This window comes from Ruegeria sp. CL5, from assembly GCF_056536485.1.
This window is the reverse complement of record NZ_JBQFPS010000002.1, coordinates 232,329-250,806: the sequence shown is the minus strand read 5'-3', so window position 1 is coordinate 250,806 and position 18,478 is coordinate 232,329. Positions and strand designations below refer to the sequence as shown.

Annotated in this window: 22 protein-coding genes; 8 read left to right on the top strand and 14 right to left on the bottom strand. The window is 57.7% G+C overall.

The genetic code is table 11. The features are described from left to right. Positions 1-2: 2 nt before the first annotated feature. Entirely contained in the window at positions 3-197 is a 195-nt protein-coding gene (locus ACR0IU_RS04890) for a hypothetical protein (protein ID WP_170472274.1), read from the bottom strand. A 256-nt stretch (positions 198-453) separates the two neighbouring features. Between ACR0IU_RS04890 and ACR0IU_RS04885 the strand changes: the two genes are divergently transcribed. Beyond that, entirely contained in the window at positions 454-1,668 is a 1,215-nt protein-coding gene (locus tag ACR0IU_RS04885) for a bifunctional alpha/beta hydrolase/OsmC family protein (protein WP_480715448.1), read from the top strand. A 12-nt stretch (positions 1,669-1,680) separates the two neighbouring features. Here the strand turns inward: ACR0IU_RS04885 and ACR0IU_RS04880 are convergent, their stop codons facing one another. The 6 genes from ACR0IU_RS04880 to ACR0IU_RS04855 all read right to left on the bottom strand — a co-directional run bounded on the left by ACR0IU_RS04880 (position 1,681) and on the right by ACR0IU_RS04855 (position 4,671). Next, on the bottom strand, positions 1,681-2,016 hold the full coding sequence (locus ACR0IU_RS04880; RefSeq protein ID WP_480715447.1) for a hypothetical protein: 336 nt from the start codon (positions 2,014-2,016) through the stop codon (positions 1,681-1,683). Between the two features lie 182 nt (positions 2,017-2,198). Beyond that, complete coding sequence (locus ACR0IU_RS04875; protein ID WP_480715446.1) at positions 2,199-2,549, bottom strand: hypothetical protein; 351 nt, start codon at positions 2,547-2,549, stop codon at positions 2,199-2,201. A 10-nt stretch (positions 2,550-2,559) separates the two neighbouring features. After that, positions 2,560-3,117: a hypothetical protein gene (locus ACR0IU_RS04870; RefSeq protein ID WP_480715445.1), complete on the bottom strand. Its 558-nt coding sequence runs from the start codon at positions 3,115-3,117 to the stop codon at positions 2,560-2,562. Between the two features lie 139 nt (positions 3,118-3,256). Then, positions 3,257-3,844 carry a biotin transporter BioY gene (locus tag ACR0IU_RS04865; RefSeq protein WP_480715444.1) on the bottom strand — a complete coding sequence of 196 codons (588 nt, stop codon included), beginning with the start codon at positions 3,842-3,844 and terminating at the stop codon, positions 3,257-3,259. 75 nt (positions 3,845-3,919) lie between these two features. Further along, on the bottom strand, positions 3,920-4,342 hold the full coding sequence (locus ACR0IU_RS04860; protein WP_480455778.1) for a DUF6314 family protein: 423 nt from the start codon (positions 4,340-4,342) through the stop codon (positions 3,920-3,922). Continuing rightward, positions 4,339-4,671 (bottom strand): hypothetical protein, encoded by a 333-nt coding sequence (locus tag ACR0IU_RS04855; RefSeq protein ID WP_480715443.1) that lies wholly within the window; start codon positions 4,669-4,671, stop codon positions 4,339-4,341. Before ACR0IU_RS04855 ends, ACR0IU_RS04860 begins: the two co-directional genes overlap by 4 nt. Positions 4,672-4,759: 88 nt before the next feature. On the opposite strand from ACR0IU_RS04855, the gene purB reads away from it, so the two are divergent. The 4 genes from purB (at position 4,760) to ACR0IU_RS04835 (ending at position 9,150) form a co-directional block, all read left to right on the top strand. After that, positions 4,760-6,064 (top strand): adenylosuccinate lyase, encoded by a 1,305-nt coding sequence (gene purB, locus ACR0IU_RS04850; RefSeq protein WP_480455774.1) that lies wholly within the window; start codon positions 4,760-4,762, stop codon positions 6,062-6,064. A gap of 373 nt (positions 6,065-6,437) precedes the next feature. Continuing rightward, entirely contained in the window at positions 6,438-6,980 is a 543-nt protein-coding gene (locus ACR0IU_RS04845; protein WP_480455773.1) for a tetratricopeptide repeat protein, read from the top strand. Positions 6,981-7,064: 84 nt separating this feature from the next. Next, positions 7,065-8,141 carry a flagellar motor switch protein FliG gene (locus ACR0IU_RS04840; RefSeq protein WP_480715442.1) on the top strand — a complete coding sequence of 359 codons (1,077 nt, stop codon included), beginning with the start codon at positions 7,065-7,067 and terminating at the stop codon, positions 8,139-8,141. An 85-nt stretch (positions 8,142-8,226) separates the two neighbouring features. Then, positions 8,227-9,150 carry a lysophospholipid acyltransferase family protein gene (locus tag ACR0IU_RS04835; RefSeq protein WP_480715628.1) on the top strand — a complete coding sequence of 308 codons (924 nt, stop codon included), beginning with the start codon at positions 8,227-8,229 and terminating at the stop codon, positions 9,148-9,150. Here ACR0IU_RS04835 and ACR0IU_RS04830 read toward each other — a convergent pair whose 3' ends face one another. Continuing rightward, on the bottom strand, positions 9,151-9,852 hold the full coding sequence (locus ACR0IU_RS04830) for a DUF1223 domain-containing protein (RefSeq protein WP_260022642.1): 702 nt from the start codon (positions 9,850-9,852) through the stop codon (positions 9,151-9,153). It abuts the gene before it with no gap. A 226-nt stretch (positions 9,853-10,078) separates the two neighbouring features. Here ACR0IU_RS04830 and acnA point away from each other — a divergent pair, with 226 nt between their 5' ends. The 3 genes from acnA to ACR0IU_RS04815 all read left to right on the top strand — a co-directional run bounded on the left by acnA (position 10,079) and on the right by ACR0IU_RS04815 (position 15,206). Then, positions 10,079-12,769, top strand: coding sequence for an aconitate hydratase AcnA (acnA, locus tag ACR0IU_RS04825; RefSeq protein ID WP_480715441.1), 2,691 nt, complete (start codon positions 10,079-10,081; stop codon positions 12,767-12,769). 117 nt (positions 12,770-12,886) lie between these two features. Then, a complete protein-coding gene (locus ACR0IU_RS04820; RefSeq protein ID WP_480715440.1) occupies positions 12,887-14,389 on the top strand; it encodes a BCCT family transporter in 1,503 nt (500 codons plus the stop codon). Between the two features lie 115 nt (positions 14,390-14,504). Further along, positions 14,505-15,206 (top strand): SDR family NAD(P)-dependent oxidoreductase, encoded by a 702-nt coding sequence (locus ACR0IU_RS04815; RefSeq protein WP_480715439.1) that lies wholly within the window; start codon positions 14,505-14,507, stop codon positions 15,204-15,206. On the opposite strand, the gene ACR0IU_RS04810 is transcribed toward ACR0IU_RS04815, so the two are convergent. The 6 genes from ACR0IU_RS04810 to ACR0IU_RS04785 form a co-directional block, all read right to left on the bottom strand. Beyond that, on the bottom strand, positions 15,201-15,743 hold the full coding sequence (locus tag ACR0IU_RS04810) for a DsbE family thiol:disulfide interchange protein (protein ID WP_170779837.1): 543 nt from the start codon (positions 15,741-15,743) through the stop codon (positions 15,201-15,203). The two genes, ACR0IU_RS04815 and ACR0IU_RS04810, sit on opposite strands and share 6 nt — an antisense overlap. Beyond that, complete coding sequence (ccmD, locus tag ACR0IU_RS04805) at positions 15,736-15,894, bottom strand: heme exporter protein CcmD (protein WP_010442050.1); 159 nt, start codon at positions 15,892-15,894, stop codon at positions 15,736-15,738. Before ccmD ends, ACR0IU_RS04810 begins: the two co-directional genes overlap by 8 nt. Continuing rightward, the gene (locus ACR0IU_RS04800) at positions 15,891-16,664 is read right to left on the bottom strand and encodes a heme ABC transporter permease (RefSeq protein ID WP_480715438.1); all 774 of its coding nucleotides are present in this window, start codon (positions 16,662-16,664) and stop codon (positions 15,891-15,893) included. Before ACR0IU_RS04800 ends, ccmD begins: the two co-directional genes overlap by 4 nt. 61 nt (positions 16,665-16,725) lie before the next feature. Continuing rightward, a complete protein-coding gene (ccmB, locus tag ACR0IU_RS04795; protein ID WP_074733966.1) occupies positions 16,726-17,382 on the bottom strand; it encodes a heme exporter protein CcmB in 657 nt (218 codons plus the stop codon). Continuing rightward, the gene (ccmA, locus tag ACR0IU_RS04790) at positions 17,379-17,993 is read right to left on the bottom strand and encodes a heme ABC exporter ATP-binding protein CcmA (RefSeq protein ID WP_480715437.1); all 615 of its coding nucleotides are present in this window, start codon (positions 17,991-17,993) and stop codon (positions 17,379-17,381) included. Before ccmA ends, ccmB begins: the two co-directional genes overlap by 4 nt. A 130-nt stretch (positions 17,994-18,123) precedes the next feature. Continuing rightward, positions 18,124-18,477, bottom strand: a complete 354-nt coding sequence (locus tag ACR0IU_RS04785; RefSeq protein WP_480715436.1) for an Mth938-like domain-containing protein — start codon at positions 18,475-18,477, stop codon at positions 18,124-18,126. Position 18,478 lies beyond the last annotated feature (1 nt).

Below are 18,478 nucleotides of genomic sequence, written 5' to 3'. Positions count from 1 at the left end.
CGCTATTTCGACCAGTGAGATCGCCTGACGTTACCGTGCCAATCCTCGGGCGCGGTGATGATCTGTGTTTCCTGGGGCAAGGTTCTCAGTGGCCAGTTTTGCCCAAGCGCGAAACCGATTGCGCCCGTCAGCAGGATCGCAATCAGTACTCCGGGACGAATTGCCGGACTCAGAGGTACAGGTGTCGAATGTGCCATTTTGGCCTCCACAGAGAGTCATTGGAATGACTATTAGTTGGGAGGCGACAGCAAATAAGTAAAATGAATATTTTTACGGCAATCCATCACCAATCTTGATTTATCAGGCTCTTTGACGAAAATTGTACAAAGAACTTGGTGCCCAGATAAGATCACTTCCCGATCTCTCACCTTCCCGTGACGCGCCTGACACAAGGGTTGAGCCGCCCGCCCTCAGCGCACAGTATTGTCGAAACCTGACAACCTAGGAATAATCATGCCCACCGAACGCATTACCTTTGCCGGTCACGACGGCAGCCAACTGGCCGCGCGCCTGGATTTGCCAGACGGGCCGGTTCTGGCGACGGCGTTATTTGCACATTGCTTTACCTGCTCGAAAGACATTCCGGCAGCACGGCGAATTTCGGCGCGCCTGGCGGCGATGGGCATCGCGGTCCTGCGGTTCGACTTTACCGGCCTTGGTCACTCGGACGGCGAATTCGCCAATACGACATTCACCTCGAATGTCGAGGACCTGATCAAAGCCGCAGAATACCTTGCGGGCCGTAATATGGCACCGTCGCTTCTGATCGGCCATTCGCTTGGTGGCGCTGCCGTACTGCGAGCACGTGCAGGAATTCCGTCAATCAAAGCCGTGGTAACGCTCGGCGCACCCGCCGACCCCGGCCATGTGTCCCACCATTTCGAGACCGCCTTGCCCGAAATCGAATCTCAAGGCAGCGCCGAAGTGTCGTTGGGAGGGCGTCCGTTCCTCATTGGCAGGGCGTTTGTTGAAGATATTTCGGCGACCGCGCTCACTCCGGCCATTGCTGATCTGAAAGCTGCCTTGCTGATCCTGCACGCACCACGCGACAGCACGGTCAGTATTGACAATGCCAGCACCATCTTCATGGCGGCAAAACATCCCAAAAGCTTTGTTACACTGGATGATGCCGACCACCTGATCACGCGTGCACAGGATGCGGATTATGCGGCTGATGTCATCACCGCCTGGGTTTCCCGCTATGTCAAGCTGTGCCCTCCGGCCCCGCCACCTGGGGCACCGGAAGGTGTCGTCCGCGTGACCGAGGCAGACCCGTCGGGTTTTCTGCAGGACATTCAGTCAGGCCCGCGTCATCACGCGGTCGCGGACGAGCCCGCATCTTATGGTGGTTCGGATCGGGGCATGTCACCTTACGGGTTCGTGTCGTCCGGGTTGGGGGCATGCACCTCGATGACCATTCGCATGTATGCCCGCCGCAAGCGCTGGCCGCTGACTGGTATCACGGTCGATGTCTGTCATGATAAAGTTCACGCGCAGGATGCCGGGCTTGCCAGCGAAGGCAAGGTCGATCAGTTTCGTCGTAAAATTCGGCTGGAGGGCCCGCTGGACACGGATCAGAAGGCCAAGCTGCTGGAGATTGCCGACAAATGTCCTGTTCACCGAACTCTTGAAGGCTCGGCCCATATCACGACTGAACTTCTGCAGTAAAATGCGGTTGGATCAGGGCGCTTTCCAATCTGTCGAGTGCGTCTCTCGGCGTCTGGTAGCGCCAATACCGCGCTTGACCCCACCAACAACCGAGATCGAATAGACGCATCCCCTCTGATCGAACGAAATCTCCATAAAGGCGTCGCGGATATCCTTTCCAAACGGTCCGCGTGGATGAGCGGCAAATCCAAAGTCGCCCATATCATCTTCGATCTCGTCGATAATATCTTCGGGAATGGCCCTGGCATTCAGGTTTATGCGAAACGGGTTCGGCAGACCGATATTGGGCACAATCAGGATACCGCAGAACGCGGCTGCAATGGCTCTTAGCTGTTCTTCAGTCAGCATCGTCGACTCCTTTTGGCAAAGGTCGAGCGGGCTGTGACATTCGATGCGGTTGTTATTACGGAACTTCTAAATCAAGCCCACCCAATTTGCACTCTATCACGGATTTGCAATTCGCATAATCTGTGGGGCCTAACGTACCAATCCCCGATCGGGTCGGGGCAGACCAATCTGCCCCGAGTTCTTCAGCGACGTCTTGGCGACGGCCGATGGATCGGCGGCCGCGCCGCGGGGGGGCGCGCCACTGGCGGATGCGGGCGCGAAGGTGGTTTGGCGACTGGAGGTTTGGGCCGTTGCGGTGGGTTCGGGCGCACCGGGCGGTCAGGCCTGTCGGGTCTGTCGGGCCGATTGATATCCACGTCCACGTCTACATCGTGATCGTGGTAATAGTCATTCCACAGCATCGAATCGTAGAATGGGTCATAGCCGACGCCATACCCTACCCCGACCGTTACGCCATCGCAGGCAGACAAAGTAATGGTTGCTGCACCAAGTCCCAGTGCCAGAACGGACCGTTTTATCACTTTGCGAGTCATCCGAGCCTCCTTACTGCAAAGACCGGAACGACACGAAAACGGCGTTCAAGGCATCAACATAAGACGGGTCGGCCCCGTCCCGCAGGATCGCAACCCCGATGGCCACACGGTCACGCGGCAGGTCGATCACGGTGGCGGTAAAGTTAACACCCCGCCCATCCCTATTGCCAGTCCCGCGAATGACATGGGCGGGCCGCCCACCAATCCTTGTATCACTGGTACTGGTCACGGTCGGGTCTTTGACGAGGAATTTGTCGATATCCTCAAGATACCGCACCCCGCCCTGAATGCTTGAAACCCGTGATGGTGAGACGAAGCCCATCCAGACATTATCGTCGGTGACCGGTCTGATCCCCATGACGCGCGAAACCGCACGGGCATCGCCCAGATTGGTATCCTCGATTTCACGCGGGCCACCGGTGCGCAATGTCCAGAAGTCGGGAACCTCAAAGCGGAACAGGGCGCGCCCTTCATCGGTGTAGGTCACCGGTGTGTCGGCTTGCACAGGCGTTACAGCCAACCAAGTCACGGCACTTGCAGCAAGCGCCAAGCTTAACAAAATACGCATATCTCAATAACCTGATCAGTTTTCTGATGTCAGGTTGCCCATGCAGTTTGACTTTGTCCAGTATCCTGTTCTGCAGACAATAAAAAACCCGCGTCCGGAAAGCTCCGAACGCGGGTGTGTCTTGCGCAAGTGCGCGCTATCAGGTGCGTGCGTCGCCCAGCAGCTTCCACAGGCCAGGGATCAGCAGAGCGGCCAGCGCCAGCTTGATCGCATCACCCAGCAGGAAGGGTGTCAGACCCCATTCCAGGATCGGCTTGTCCCAGCCATACAGCTGACCCAACCACAGCAGTCCCGGCACGTAGATCAGCACGTTGGCCAGTACCAGCGCTAGCGCCAGCTTGCCGACCGAGCGGTCCCAGCCGCGCGCGGCCAGTGCGCCCAGCAGAATGGTCGCCATCAGGTAACCGACAAGATAGCCACCGGTGCCACCCATCATGTAGGTCAGGCCGAATTTTTCGGCCGAGGAACCCGCAAACACGTCAAAGCCCAGAGCGCCAACCAGCAGGTATCCCAGCATCGTGATCAGGCCAAGGCGCGCGCCATAAGCGGTGCCGATGGTCAGAACGGCGAATGTGCCCATGGTGATCGGAACCGGCCACATCGGCACTTTGATTTTGGCAGCAACAGCCAGAGCAACGATACCCAGGGCAACCAGAGCCACCTGCTTGACGCGCAGCGCCATCCCCTCACGCGGGCCAAAAGCATTGGCCAATACGTTTGCGTTCATCTCATATCTCCACATTCGGACTTATTTGCAACTGCAGCAATGCCCGTTCCGAAGCGTTGCTGCAAGATGATTACGCTATCGCAGCGCGTATTTGGTCTCCATTTCATAGGATTTTCGCGGTCCGGTCACTTTCCAACGGACAGTCCAGCGTGGCCATCCCGAGAAATCATATACTGCATCATAGCTGTCTGGCGGGCAATCGTGGTGGTCCTCGGCGCGGGGCTGACCTAGCTGGAGTGCGTGAAAAAACCGGTCATCGTCGAAGTGAATGGCAATCTGATCCCCAGCATCACGCCAAAGGTATCGACGCGTTCCCGTCATTGCAGGCTGCCCCGGGATGCGCAGCGTGACCGTCTCGTCATACACCAACCCCAGCGCATCTTGCTGCAACTCTGCTTGACCATCCGCATGAATGATCTGGCCCGCACGCTCATCCCGGATGAGGCGTGTCAGGCTCCAAACCCCTTGGAAATCCGCGATATTCCTGGGTAGGTTCACTTCACAAAGGTTCCGTCAGTCGTATTGCCTGCGTCATCTACAAACCGGATCGTATCTCCGCTTTGCGCGACATCGTAGCAAGCCCAGATATCAGATGGCGGCCAGACCGAACAATATCGATCCTCACGCACAGCCCAGCGCCCCGCACTAGGGCGACCGGAAAAGTACTGCGTGTGCATGCTGTCATCGAAGGTCTGGCTGATACCTTCACCGTAGTCGAGTTTCTTGCCCACAAGCTCCATCAGGATTTCATCCCCTGTCAGCCGCCGAAACTCCTCAGCGGATAAAATTCCCGGCCAAAGCAACAAAATCAGGGCAAACCGTCTCATCCCAGCACTCGCGCCTTGTTCCTTGGTCAATGCGCGGCTAAACCCCGCGCCAACGCCTCATCCCAATCACAAAAAGGTGCTGCCGCCAATGATTCCCCGCTATTCCCGCCCCGAGATGGTCGCCATCTGGTCGCCCGAGAGCAAGTTCCGCATCTGGTACGAGATCGAGGCCCATGCCTGCGACGCAATGGCCGATCTGGGCGTGATCCCGCGTGAAAACGCCGAGGCGGTGTGGAAAGCCAAGGACGTCGAATTCGACGTTGCCCGCATCGACGAGATCGAAGCCGTTACCAAGCACGACGTCATCGCCTTCCTGACCCACCTGGCCGAACATGTAGGCAGCGAAGAGGCCCGTTTCGTGCATCAGGGCATGACTTCCTCCGACGTGTTGGACACCTGCCTTAACGTGCAGCTCACCCGTGCCGCTGACATCCTGATCGCTGATCTCGAAGGTCTGCTGGCCGCCCTCAAGCGCCGCGCTATCGAGCACAAGAACACGATCCGCATCGGTCGCAGCCACGGTATTCACGCAGAGCCCACTACCATGGGTCTGACCTTCGCGCGTTTCTATGCCGAGATGGACCGCAACCTGTCCCGTATGCGCGACGCCCGCGCGGAAATCGCCACCGGCGCGATCAGCGGCGCGGTTGGAACCTTCGCGAATGTCGACCCGCAGGTTGAAGAGCATGTGTGCGACAAACTGGGTCTGGTGCCCGAGCCGATCAGCACGCAGGTCATCCCGCGCGACCGTCACGCGGCCTTCTTTGCCACACTGGGCGTGATCGCCAGCAGCATCGAAAACATCGCCATCGAAATCCGCCACATGCAGCGGACCGAAGTGCTGGAGGGGGCCGAGTTTTTCTCGATGGGCCAAAAGGGCTCGTCGGCCATGCCGCACAAGAAGAACCCGGTGCTGACCGAAAATCTGACCGGTCTGGCCCGTATGGTGCGTGCTGCCGTGGTCCCGGCGATGGAGAACGTGGCGCTGTGGCATGAGCGCGATATCTCGCACTCCTCGGTCGAACGCATGATCGGGCCGGACGCCACCATCACTCTGGATTTTGCCCTTGCCCGCCTGACAGGGGTGATCGACAAGATGCTGATCTTCCCCGAGAACATGCTTGAAAACATGAACAAGTTCCCTGGTCTTGTGATGAGCCAGCGGGTTCTTCTGGCGCTGACACAGGCAGGGGTCAGCCGCGAGGATGCCTATGCCATGGTTCAGCGCAACGCGCTGAAGGTCTGGGAGCATCGTACCGATTTCAAAGAGGAACTGCTGGCCGATGCTGATGTAACCGCCGCGCTGAGCCCGGAAGAGATCGAAGAGAAATTCGACCTCGGCTACCACACCAAACACGTTGATACGATTTTCGCGCGCGTGTTCGGCGAATAAACCCGGACCGGATTTAGGCAAGGCCCGGCCTGTTTGTTCAGGCCGGGCCTTGTTTCTTTGCCAGATTGGCAAAACTCGGGTAATCTGCTGGCATCTTTTCCGCGAAAGGAAAACACGATGCTAAGAATTGCTCTATGTGCAATTGCTTTGATTTGCGCAGGCACCGCCGGGCTTGCTTGCAGCGGTCATGCAAAGCAAACCCAGTCCTGTGCGGAAGGCACGACATGGGACAGCGAAAGCCAAAGCTGCATGAAAATCGTCAATAGCTGACATTTTTTTTCCTGCTTGTGAATAAAAGCGATCGGTCAATCGTTAGCTTTTTTGTAGATCACGCTATGATTGTAACAAGTCACTTTGACAACGGAGTAGGAACATGCGTCTCGTACTAGCCTCGGCCATCGCTCTTCAGGCCTTTACCTTCGCACCCATGGCAATTGCTGCGGGTGGTGGTGATAGCAGCCCACCCAAGCCGACAAATACCACCAAGAAGTGCCTGTTTGGTCGGGTTTACGACGAGTCTGCAGGGCGCTGTGTTAAACCAGACAAATCCAATTTCTCCGACGATCAGTTGTATGACGCCGTGCGTGAGTTGGCCTATGACGGGCAATATGAGAACGCACAGGGCATTCTGCGTATCATGAACCAAGATGACGATCGGGTGCAGACCTATTGGGGCTTCACCTATCGCAAAATGGGTGAATTGGAACTGGCCAACACCTTCTATCAGAAAGCCATCGAAACCAACCCTGATAACATCCTCGCCCGTAGCTATATGGGTCAGGGCTTTGTCGCCGAAGGAAAGACCGAACTGGCCATAGCGCAATGGCGCGAGATCAAGGCGCGCGGCGGCGAAGGTACTTGGGCCGAAGCATCGCTGCGCGAGGCTATTCGCACCGGGCTGACCTATAGCTACTGAGTTTCAGGGTTTCTTTACCTGAGTCTCGCTAATCTACCTGTAACGCAATATTGGCAATGCAGGCAGATGCAGGATACGAACCTAATGGTACAGATGTCGCCGTGTGCTCAGGCCCCGGCGGCAGACCAAGAGAACGACGCTCCACGTGTCGTGCCTCGCAATCTCAGCAATCGGGAAAAGGCTGCGGTTGTTGTAAGGCTTCTTCTGAACGAAGGCGCGGATATCCCGCTTGAGGAACTGCCTGACCTGCTGCAGGAGCAGTTAACCCATCAACTGGGTCAAATGGGACTGGTTGACCGAGTGACGCTCGCCGCTGTCGCACAGGAGTTTGCCGATGCGCTTGATGGTGTCGGTCTTTCATTCCCACATGGGCTGGCCGGCGCTCTGGATGCCGTGAATGGCAAAATTGCACCGGCCACCGCTGCCCGGTTGCGCAAGGTGGCGGGGGTACGCCAGATCGGTGACCCATGGCAACGCTTGCGCGAGGTATCCGCAGAAGATCTGGCCGAGATGGCCAGAGCGGAAAGCACCGAAGTCGCAGCCGTCATGCTGTCAAAACTAGAAACCGCCAAGGCTGCACAATTGCTGGGCCACCTGCCCGGCCCCACGGCGCGGCGGATAACCTATGCGGTATCGAAAACGACCAACGTGACGCCTGAGGCGGTTGAGCGGATTGGTTGGTCCTTGGCTGCTCAATTGGATCAACGCCCCGAGCCCGCCTTTCGGGATGGACCGGGTGAGCGTGTGGGCGCGATCCTCAACCAGTCCGCTGCGGCGACGCGTGATGGTTTGCTGACCGCGCTGGATGAAGAAGACGCCGATTTTGCCAATACCGTCCGGCAATCGATCTTCATCTTTTCGCACGTGCCCGCCCGAATCCAATCCCGTGATATTCCTGCGATTCTGCGCGGCGTGGACCAACCTGTTCTTGTCACCGCACTTGCCGGGGCCAGCACCGACGAAGACCTTGCAACGGTCGAGTTCTTTTTGGCGAACATGTCCTCTCGCATGGCAGATAATCTGCGTGAAGAAATGGCCGAACGTGGCAAGGTCAAACAATCCGATACCGAGGATGCGATGTCTCAGATCGTCGCCGCCATTCGCGCCCTTCTGGACGAAGGCGCGATTACAATTGTCGAAACGGACGAGGCTGAAGAATAATCTGGCCCGGCGCGGCTACTTGTGATCGCACCATGAGGACTGTATGTCTGAGCGCGCAGTTCACAACACTCAGGTGTCCTTCCCCATGCCCGTCGAAAAGTCGGAACTGAGCCGCTTTGAGCTTGGAAAATACTACATCGCCAACTTGTTTCTGACAGGTGTGATCGGCTGTATGCGCCTGCTACCATACGAGCGCCGTATCGGCGCAATGGGAGCAATTGTTCGCTGGCTTGCGCCTTTGGTCGGTTTCCGGACCCGTGTGCGCCGCAACCTGAAACTCACCTGCCCCGACTTACCCGAGGCCGAGGTCAAACGAATCTGCCGCGCCGTGCCCGACAATGCTGGACGCGCGATCATGGAGCACTTTTCGGCCGATGGTTTCATTGATCGGCAAAGCAAGGCCAAAGTTTCTGGATCGGGTGTCCAGGCGTTTGATACCGCCGTCGCCGAGGGACGTCCGGTGATGATGATCACTGCGCATTTTGGTCATTATCTGGCAGCGCGCGTCGCTTTGCAGGCCCGCAGCGGTCGACCCATCGGCTGCCTTTATCGCCGCATGGCTAACCCGTACTTCAACGACATGTATGTCGAAGCATTCCATCAGACTGGTTCCCCCATGTTCGAACAGGGGCGCCGGGGCATGGTTGAGATGGTCAGGTCGCTCAAAAGCGGAGGTATTATCGCCATCGTATCCGATCTGCATGCGCATGGCGGCGAAGAGTTGACCTTTTTCGGCAAACCCGCCGTGACGTCGGTGCTGAACGCGGAACTTGCGATCAAGTACAAGGCCGTGCTGATCCCCTGCTATGCGGTGCGCCAAACCAATGGGATCGATTTTGACATCGTCCTGCACGACCCGGTCCCTCATACCGATGCCAAAAGCATGACCCAGTTCACCAATGACGATCTGGAGGCGATGGTGCGTCAACATATGGGGCAATGGTTCTGGATTCACCGCCGCTGGAAGGCCTGGCGTGGACTAGGCGTTCAACCCAAAGATATGCCTTGATTATTCGACTCTTGCCGCAGCGACGATCGGACCATGCTCTGTACGTTGGATCAGAACTACCGCCGGTAAATCCGATGACAGCGACGCAGTGAAGCTCTGCGGTGTTTGGCCATCCCAGTGACCGGCCACCTGCCAATTCTCAACCACATTCGCATAATCCAGTTCGTGCCCAGCCAGTTCCCCACGCCGGATTGAGGCGTGACGCATCGGTGAGTACTGCACGACCCGCACATCATAGGTTTCATCTTCCGCCAACTCGACCGGGACAACGTCCACAGTCACGTCGTTAGCCGTACGCGTGGCGCTTACCTCGGCTTGGGGCGCTGCGGTCTGGTGCGCGTCGATCAGCCGTTCCAACTCAAACGACTTTGCACCCACCACGTCCTGCTGACCGTTCACAACCATCTGAGGTGTATAAATCATCGTCCGCCCACCTTCGCGCGCATAGGCTCTCTGACGCTCCGTATGGTCGGGATCGGCATATTCGTCTTTCCACCCAATATAGTCCCAATAGTCCACATGCAGCGCCAGCCCGATCACATCATCCCGCTTGGCCAGTTCATGCATGATCCGGTCCGCGGGCGGGCAGGACGAACACCCTTGCGATGTAAACAGCTCGACAACAACCGGATCATCCTGAGCGTCTGCTGAAACGGCAAGAAAAAGCGAAACAAACGCGGTCACGGCGGCTGATCTATACATTATCTCTCTCAGTTTTCGCGGAGTGCTCAACTGGTTTAGATCGAAACTGAAAAAACTGCCAATCAAGGTTTCTTGAGACCGAAACCTTCAATCTTCGGCAAAATGTGTGCAATGGTATACAACTTTATATGTATGAGACCCGTTGCACCTTGAAACAACGCGTGCCGTGATGCAGATAAGCCATAGCGAACTCCAGTATCCAAATCATTCGAGAGGGAGGCCAAAGATGCCCATCAAGGTCGGACAGGACACAGCCCAAACACGCCGCAGTCTGAACGTGAATGGTAAATCCATTTCCTATTACTCGATTCCAGCTGCTCAAGAAGCAGGCCTGGGTGATTTCTCGAACCTGCCTGCCGCGCTGAAAGTGGTGTTGGAAAACATGCTGCGGTTCGAGGATGACGGGTTCTCGGTGTCCGTTGATGACATCAAGGCCTTCGCCGAATGGGGCGCGAATGGCGGCAAGAATCCGCGAGAGATTGCCTACCGCCCTGCCCGCGTGCTGATGCAGGACTTCACCGGCGTTCCGGCGGTGGTTGATCTGGCCGCAATGCGTGATGGCATCAAGGCGCTGGGTGGTGACGCCCAGAAAATTAACCCGCTGAACCCGGTTGATCTGGTCATCGACCACTCGGTCATGATCGACGAGTTCGGGAACCCTCGCGCGTTTCAGATGAACGTAGACCGCGAGTATGAGCGCAATATGGAGCGTTACCAGTTCCTCAAGTGGGGTCAGGGTGCGTTTAATAACTTCCGCGTTGTGCCCCCGGGCACCGGCATTTGCCATCAGGTGAACCTTGAATATCTGGCCCAGACCGTCTGGACCGACACGGACCAGAGCGGAGAAGAAGTCGCCTATCCCGACACGCTGGTCGGCACTGACAGTCATACCACCATGGTCAACGGCATGGCCGTTCTCGGTTGGGGTGTTGGCGGGATCGAGGCCGAGGCCGCGATGCTGGGTCAGCCGATCTCGATGCTGATCCCCGAGGTCGTGGGCTTTGAACTGACAGGTTCGATGGTTGAAGGCACAACCGGTACTGACCTTGTTCTGAAGGTCGTTGAGATGCTGCGCGAGAAAGGTGTGGTCGGTAAATTCGTCGAGTTCTACGGTGAAGGACTGGACCGGCTGCCACTGGCTGACCGTGCCACCATCGCCAACATGGCCCCCGAATACGGCGCGACCTGTGGATTCTTCCCCATCGACGGCGAAACCCTGCGTTACATGCGCAATACCGGGCGCGATGAGGATCGCTTGGCATTGGTCGAAGCCTATGCCAAGGAAAACGGGTTCTGGAGGGATGAAAATTACAGCCCGATCTACACCGACACCCTGTCACTGGACATGGGCACGATCGTTCCCGCGATCTCGGGCCCGAAACGTCCGCAGGATTATGTTGCCCTGACCGATGCCAAAGCCGCTTTCACCAAGGAAATGGCCGAGAGCTTCAAGCGCCCGATGGGCAAACAGGTCGAAGTCAAAGGTGAAGAATATGGAATGGAGTCTGGCAAGGTCGTAATCGCCTCGATCACCTCCTGCACCAATACGTCGAACCCCTATGTCATGATTGGCGCTGGTCTGGTGGCGAAGAAAGCGCATGAGCTGGGCCTGAATCGTCAGCCTTGGGTCAAAACCTCTCTGGCCCCTGGGTCGCAAGTGGTGTCCGAGTATCTTGAGGCCGCTGGCCTGCAGGAACATCTGGACGCGATCGGCTTTAACCTTGTCGGCTATGGCTGCACCACCTGTATCGGTAACTCTGGACCGATCCAGAAAGAAATCAGCGAAGCGATTGCCGAGGGCGATCTGGTCGCGACTTCGGTTCTGTCCGGAAACCGGAACTTTGAAGGCCGAATCTCGCCTGATGTCCGCGCCAACTATCTGGCCTCACCGCCGCTGGTTGTCGTTTACGCACTGGCGGGCACCATGGATATCGACCTGACATCCGAGCCAATCGGCAAGGACAAGGACGGTAACGATGCCTTCATGAAAGACCTCTGGCCGAGCCAAAAGGAAATCTCCGATCTGGTGCAGGAAACCGTGACGCGCGAGGCATTCCAGTCGAAATATGCCGACGTTTTCAAAGGCGACGAGAAATGGCAGTCGGTTGAGACCACCGATGCAGAAACCTACGACTGGCCACCTGCTTCGACCTACATCCAGAACCCGCCCTATTTCCAGGGCATGGGACATGAACCCGGCACAATCTCGAATATCGACGGGGCGAAGGTTCTGGCCGTTCTGGGTGATATGGTCACCACCGACCACATCTCACCCGCTGGGTCCTTTGCGACAACAACTCCGGCTGGTAAGTACCTGATTGAACGTCAGGTTCAGCCGCGCGAGTTCAATTCCTACGGGTCGCGCCGTGGCAACCACGAGGTCATGATGCGCGGCACCTTCGCCAATATCCGCATCAAAAACGAGATGCTGGACGGCGTCGAAGGTGGCTATACAAAAGGACCCGATGGCGAGCAGACGTCGATCTATGACGCCTCGATGGCCTATCAGGCCGATGGCACGCCGCTGGTTGTCTTTGGCGGCGAACAATATGGTGCGGGATCTTCTCGTGACTGGGCGGCCAAAGGGACCGCTTTGCTGGGCGTCAAAGCCGTGATCGCTGAGAGCTTTGAGCGTATCCACCGCTCGAACCTCGTCGGAATGGGTGTGATCCCGTTCGAGTTCACAGGCGGCGATAACCGCAAGTCGCTGGGTCTGAAAGGCGATGAAACCGTCTCAATCCATGGGTTGGACTCGGTTGAACCGCTACAAGAGGTGCCCTGCACAATCGTCTATGGCGATGGGACCGAGAAGACCATCACTCTGAAGTGCCGCATCGATACCGCGCCCGAGATCGAGTACATCGAAAACGGCGGCGTGCTGCAATATGTATTGCGCAACCTCGCAAAATCTTCGTAACGCAATAGCTTACAACCCAATCTTGACCCCCGGCCCAGCGCCGGGGGTTTTGTTTTCTGGCCATTCATTCAAAAATCTGAAACTGTTGGGCGAAAGCACATCTGGAACCCAATCACTATGAAAAAACCTAACGCCTTGCTGGTTTGCTCGCTCAGCGTCATCTCGGTGATAGGGATATGGGGCGTGATCGATATCCAAAGCCTGGTGACTTGGGCCAACGGCATCGTGCAGCAAACCTTCCACAGCCGTGGCTGGTTCGTGATGCTTGCGGCCTCGGGCATGTTGATCGGGTGTTTGGTTCTGGCATTTTCGCCCTATGGCAACATTCGTTTGGGCCGGGATGATGAAGAGCCCGAATTCTCGACCGCCACTTGGATCTCAATGCTGTTCTCGGCCGGAATGGGCGTCGGATTGCTGTTCTGGGCCGTCGCCGAGCCACTAACCCATTTCAACTTCATCTCAGGCATGGCCCCCGATTATGTTGCCGCGCAGCAGGCGATGCTGGCGACGAACTTCCACTGGGGCCTGCACGCCTGGGCGATTTACGGCTCCACCGCGCTGACAATCGCTTATTTCAGCTTTCGGCGCGGGACGGGCATGATGGTCAGCGCCCCGATCAAAAGCCTGTTCCCCGGAGAACGCTGGGCCGAGCGTGTCGGTTGGCTGTCGGACTTCATGGCCATCGTCGCAATCGCCATCGGAGTCGGCGGCTCCATGGCCATGGGCGTGTTTCAGGTTGCAGACGGGATCGCGGTTCTAGGTGGCCGGGAAACGGTTGGCGCCCTTCTGATCAGCGTTGTTTTTCTGGCGATGGTCGCAGCCTACATCCCTGCACTGTTGATCGACCTAGGCCAAGGCATGGCACGCTTGTCGAATGCAGCAATGCTGATCGCGATCTGTCTGGTGGCCTACACAGTGGTCCTCGGCCCCACAGAGTATCTGTTGAACACTGTGGTTCAGGGGTTCGGCGATTACCTCACCAATGTCATCCCTCGGGGCTTTCAGACCTTCACGTTCTTTGGCGATGACGTCACCAAATGGTTCAGCGACTGGACCCTGACCTACATGGTCTGGTGGATCGCCTGGGGGCCATTTGTCGGCGTGTTCGTCGCGCGCATCTCTCGCGGTCGCACGATCCGAGAATTCGTGATCGGAGTGCTCTTCGCACCCACACTGTTCTCGATCCTCTGGTTCGGCGCCTTTGGCGGCATCGGTCTGTTTGAGGCGCTCAACGGTGCCGGAGAATTGCTGGCCTATACGCAAACAAACATCGAGCGTGTGACCTTCGCCCTGCTCGACCGTTTGCCCTTGTCGCTGATCACAACACTCGCAACCGTAGCAGCGGCGTTTCTGTTCATCGTAACCAGCGTTGTCAGCGCGGCCTTTGTGCTGGGCACATTCTCGACCGAGGGGGATGAAAATCCGCCACCGCGCGTGCGCCTGATCTGGGGCGCATTACTGGGCCTGTTGAGCGTCGCGATGATCCTGTCGGGCTCGGTGGACTCGGTCAAAGTCCTGATCTCACTTGGAGCGCTGCCCTTTGTGTTCATCTCGGTTCTGCTGATGGTCTGCCTATTCCGAGGGTTACGAGAGGAGGGGCAAATCCATGCTGATCGGTGATCTGACAGATACCCTTATGAATCTGACCACCTTTGCATTCATCGGCGCGATGATCTGGATTTTGGTTCGCAAGTAACCGCTTGAATCCCTGCCGCTTTACCGATTTTCTGCGACTATGGAAAAAGTCGCATTGATAACCGGCGGCGCGCGCGGCATTGGGCGCGCGATCGTCGAAGACCTGGGCCGTGATCACCGCGTCGCGTTTACGTGGCTGTCGAGCGAACCGATGCCAGATCTTTTGGGCGGGGATAAACTGGCCATACGTTCCGACCTGTCCGCGCCAGATCAGCCTGCCAACGTGATCGAACAGGTAGTGCAGCACTTTGGGCGGCTTGATGTGATCGTCAATAACGCCGGTCTGGTGAAAGCTACGCCGAAAGAAGAATTTCAGGCCGAGAACCATCGCGCCATTCTGGACCTTAACCTACTGGCTCCAGCCGCGTTGTTAACCGCCGCGCTTCCGCATCTAAAACGCGATGCCTCAATCGTCAGCATCTCATCAATGAACGCGGTCCTGCCCCCCCGAGACGCAGTGACCTATGGCGCAAGTAAAGCGGCCTTGAACCTGTGGACCCGCGCCATGGCCAAAGAGCTTGGGCCCGAGGGGATACGTGTCAACGCAGTGGCGCCAGGCGCGATTAACATTCCCGAAGCACCTCGGTCAGAGGAACTGACTGCTCTGTTTGTCAACGACACCGCCCTAGGACGCGCGGGAAGGCCCGAGGATATCGCCAAGGCCGTCAGATTCTTAGCCTCAGATGCAGCGTCGTTTATCACCGGCGAGGTGTTAACCGTGACGGGTGGCTATCGCTTATGAGCCCCCCGCGGCTTTCTCAAGCGCCGGGCGGATCGTGCTTTCGATCACCCGCTGCGTAATCGGCCCGGCCCAGCGCAGTATGATCGTGCCCTCGCCGTCGATCACATAAGTCTCGGGCACGCCGTAGACGCCCCAATCCAGCCCCATACGGCCCTGTTCATCCCGTCCGATCCCGGCATAGGGATCACCCAGCTCAGTCAAAAAAGCCTCGGCATTGTCCAACTGGTCTTTGTAGTTGATGCCGTAAACCGGGATACCCTCGTCGGACAAAGCCTGCAGGTTGGGGTGTTCGACGCGGCACGGGGCGCACCAACTGGCCCAGTAGTTGACCAGCTTGACCTCACCATCACGCAGGGTGGCATCGTCGAAACCGGGTTTACCCGCGAATTCTGTCAGAACGACGGGCGGAGCAGGCTGCCCTTCGCGCGCCGAAGGCAAGGCGTTGGGATCGTCGCGGAACATGCCAATGCCAGCAAGCACAGCGAAGGCTCCGAAAATCAGAGGAGGCGCGATCATCAGGGGCGAAAACTTAGCCATTGCGCGACATCCTCTGTTCGACTTTCTCCATCTCAGCCCGCACCTTGCGGCCTCTGATCACGCTGAATCCCACCAGCGCAATCAGAAGCCCGATGGATACAACATAGGACCACAAAACAGTATCGGCATATTTTCCAAGATCAGGGATCATCCGTTCACCCTTTCCCGCGCCATCAGCGCCTTGGTTCGACGGGCTCGGATTTCGGTGCCCGTGCGATAGAAGACCAGCGCGATAAACAGAAGCACAAAGCCGATAATACACAGGAGCAGCGGATAGAAGTAGATGTTGCTAACCTTCTCCTCGGTATCCGTACCTGTGATCGCCCCTGCACGCATCACGGAAGCCCCCTGATGCAACCCCTGATTCCAGAAATTCACCGCATACCGGCTGAGGAATGCAAAGACCGAGCCCACGAGGCAAAGGACCGAGGTCAGATCAGCCGCGGTGTCCGGATCTTCGATCGCCTCCCATAGCGCGACATATCCCAAATAAAACAGGAACAGAATCAGGAACGAGGTCAGGCGCGGATCCCAGGCCCACCATGTACCCCACATGGGTTGACCCCAGATCGCTCCGGTGGCCAATGCGATCAGTGTCATGACGATGCCGATGGGCGCTGCGGCGCGCGCGGCCAGCGCGCTGACATGGTGGCGACGCACCAGCCAGACCAGCGAGGTCGCCAGCATCATGATCCAGCAATTGATCGCCATTAGCGCGGCAGGCACATGCAGGTAGATGATCTTTACGGTCGAGCCTTGCTTGTAGTCATCTGGGGTAAAGAAAAAGCCCCAGATCAATCCTACGACCAGACACACGCCTGCGCCGATCCAGAAGAACGGAAGGACCCGTTCGCTGGTGGCGAGGAACTTGCGCGGGTTGGCGTATTCCCAAAGGGCGTTGGCTTTGGCTGCGATTGTCATGGGCCCTATCTAGTCCGAGTCGGCATGGTTCTCAATTGACCTCAGTCAAGCTTTGTTGCCATCACCTAAGATTGATGCGCAGTACTGCTGCGCTGGCAAAGGGTAAAAGTGCGACCGTAGCGGCGGTAATCCCTGCCAGCATAAGCAGGGGCGTTTGCGTCTCCATCCCCGTCGCACCGCGTCGGGCAACCTCGGCCCCGAAAATCAAAGTCGGCACGTAAAGCGGCAGAACCAGAAGCGAAAGGAGCAAACCGCCCCGTTTCAGACCAACAGTGAGTGCGGCGCCGAAAGTGCCGATAACGCTCATCGCAGGGGTGCCAAGCAACAGTGAGATTACCAGCCACGAAAACCCGGGCACAGGTAGGTTTAGCAACACGCCCAGGAACGGCGCAGCCAGCACCAGCGGCAATCCGGTGGTCAGCCAATGGGCCAGCGCCTTGATGGTCACGACCGATTCCAGCGGCAGCGGTGCGGTGGCAAGCAGATCAAGCGAGCCGTCTTCCCAATCCAGCGCCAGCAGACGGTCCAGCGAAAGCAGGCACGCCAAAAGCGCGCCCAGCCAAAGAACGCCCGGCGCGATGGTCGAAAGCAACGAGGATTGCGGGCCAACCGAGAATGGCACCAGAACGGTGACGATCAGGAAGAAAGCAAGACCGAGGCCAAAGCCACCCCCTGCGCGGAAGGCCAATTTCAGATCACGCAGCAATAAAGCGATCACAGGAAGCCTCCGTCGAAATCGTCGAAGGGTTTGGGTTTTGCCTTGTTGGGGCCAACGTCCAGAACCTCGCCGTCCAATCCAAGATCGATATGGGTCGCGATGAGGGCCGAACCACCCTGCCCCAGATGCGCGCGTACCGCATCCGCGAACATCTGCACGGCGTGACGATCCAGCGAGACCGTCGGCTCATCCAGCATCCAGATTGGACGCCCGGTAACCAGCATTCGCGCCAATCCCAGACGCCGTTTCTGCCCCGCCGAGAGGCTGCCCGCATGACGGTCAGCCAACTCATTCAGCTCAAATGCATCCAGAGCATGCTGGATATCACGGGTGCCAAAGACCGACGCCCAGAAGTTGAGATTTTCGACCACGGTGAGGGTCGGCTTTAACCCGTCAGAATGGGACGCATAAGCGATCTGGTCTTCTGCCCCTTCGATCTGTCCCACCAGCGGCGGCTGCAGGCCCGCAAGCGTACGCAGTAATGTTGTCTTTCCGATCCCATTCGGCCCCCGCAGGATCAGCGCCCTTCCGGCCTCAAGCGAGAAGCTCAGCCCTTCGAGCACGGGAACACCGCCGCGTGCGATAGCCAGATCGGTTACCTTCAAAGTCATGAAGCCCGCTTAGCGGATTGTGCGTGTGGGCAAAAGGTCGGAATTGCCGCAGAGCGGCTGGTTGGATCGCAGTGAGGGGCCGGCCCCTCACACGCCCTGGGATATTTTTAGCCAGATGAAGAACAGATCCTCAGACCGGAATTAGCGCAAGCGCAACGCGGCGGCCTTCGGAAAGTAGCACGTTGTAGGTGCGGCAGGCAGCCGGAGAGTTCATGATTTCGACACCCAGCCCCGCCTCTTCTAGCCTAGTGCGTAGGTCGGTGGGGATGTGGGTCAGGTCTTTGCCCGTACCGATGAACAGAACGTCGACATGTTCGGACAAGGCCAAAAGCGGATCCGCCTCCGAGAATCCTGCCCAAATCGAAGTTCCGGTGGGGCCGGTCAAGACTGCCCCTTTATGAACCTGCCCACCGATCCGAAAGAACCCAGGGCCATAGCCATCGACGGGTTGAGCGTTTGTATATGTGATCTCATTTAAGCGCATG

Excerpts from the sequence above, each read along its gene's own strand:
- ACR0IU_RS04890 (WP_170472274.1), bottom strand. The coding sequence starts at position 197 with ATGGCACATTCGACACCTGTACCTCTGAGTCCGGCAATTCGTCCCGGA.
- ACR0IU_RS04885 (WP_480715448.1), top strand. The coding sequence starts at position 454 with ATGCCCACCGAACGCATTACCTTTGCCGGTCACGACGGCAGCCAACTG.
- ACR0IU_RS04880 (WP_480715447.1), bottom strand. The coding sequence starts at position 2,016 with ATGCTGACTGAAGAACAGCTAAGAGCCATTGCAGCCGCGTTCTGCGGT.
- ACR0IU_RS04875 (WP_480715446.1), bottom strand. The coding sequence starts at position 2,549 with ATGACTCGCAAAGTGATAAAACGGTCCGTTCTGGCACTGGGACTTGGT.
- ACR0IU_RS04870 (WP_480715445.1), bottom strand. The coding sequence starts at position 3,117 with ATGCGTATTTTGTTAAGCTTGGCGCTTGCTGCAAGTGCCGTGACTTGG.
- ACR0IU_RS04865 (WP_480715444.1), bottom strand. The coding sequence starts at position 3,844 with ATGAACGCAAACGTATTGGCCAATGCTTTTGGCCCGCGTGAGGGGATG.
- ACR0IU_RS04855 (WP_480715443.1), bottom strand. The coding sequence starts at position 4,671 with ATGAGACGGTTTGCCCTGATTTTGTTGCTTTGGCCGGGAATTTTATCC.
- purB (WP_480455774.1), top strand. The coding sequence starts at position 4,760 with ATGATTCCCCGCTATTCCCGCCCCGAGATGGTCGCCATCTGGTCGCCC.
- ACR0IU_RS04845 (WP_480455773.1), top strand. The coding sequence starts at position 6,438 with ATGCGTCTCGTACTAGCCTCGGCCATCGCTCTTCAGGCCTTTACCTTC.
- ACR0IU_RS04840 (WP_480715442.1), top strand. The coding sequence starts at position 7,065 with ATGGTACAGATGTCGCCGTGTGCTCAGGCCCCGGCGGCAGACCAAGAG.
- ACR0IU_RS04835 (WP_480715628.1), top strand. The coding sequence starts at position 8,227 with ATGCCCGTCGAAAAGTCGGAACTGAGCCGCTTTGAGCTTGGAAAATAC.
- ACR0IU_RS04830 (WP_260022642.1), bottom strand. The coding sequence starts at position 9,852 with ATGTATAGATCAGCCGCCGTGACCGCGTTTGTTTCGCTTTTTCTTGCC.
- acnA (WP_480715441.1), top strand. The coding sequence starts at position 10,079 with ATGCCCATCAAGGTCGGACAGGACACAGCCCAAACACGCCGCAGTCTG.
- ACR0IU_RS04820 (WP_480715440.1), top strand. The coding sequence starts at position 12,887 with ATGAAAAAACCTAACGCCTTGCTGGTTTGCTCGCTCAGCGTCATCTCG.
- ACR0IU_RS04815 (WP_480715439.1), top strand. The coding sequence starts at position 14,505 with ATGGAAAAAGTCGCATTGATAACCGGCGGCGCGCGCGGCATTGGGCGC.
- ACR0IU_RS04810 (WP_170779837.1), bottom strand. The coding sequence starts at position 15,743 with ATGGCTAAGTTTTCGCCCCTGATGATCGCGCCTCCTCTGATTTTCGGA.
- ccmD (WP_010442050.1), bottom strand. The coding sequence starts at position 15,894 with ATGATCCCTGATCTTGGAAAATATGCCGATACTGTTTTGTGGTCCTAT.
- ACR0IU_RS04800 (WP_480715438.1), bottom strand. The coding sequence starts at position 16,664 with ATGACAATCGCAGCCAAAGCCAACGCCCTTTGGGAATACGCCAACCCG.
- ccmA (WP_480715437.1), bottom strand. The coding sequence starts at position 17,993 with ATGACTTTGAAGGTAACCGATCTGGCTATCGCACGCGGCGGTGTTCCC.
- ACR0IU_RS04785 (WP_480715436.1), bottom strand. The coding sequence starts at position 18,477 with ATGCGCTTAAATGAGATCACATATACAAACGCTCAACCCGTCGATGGC.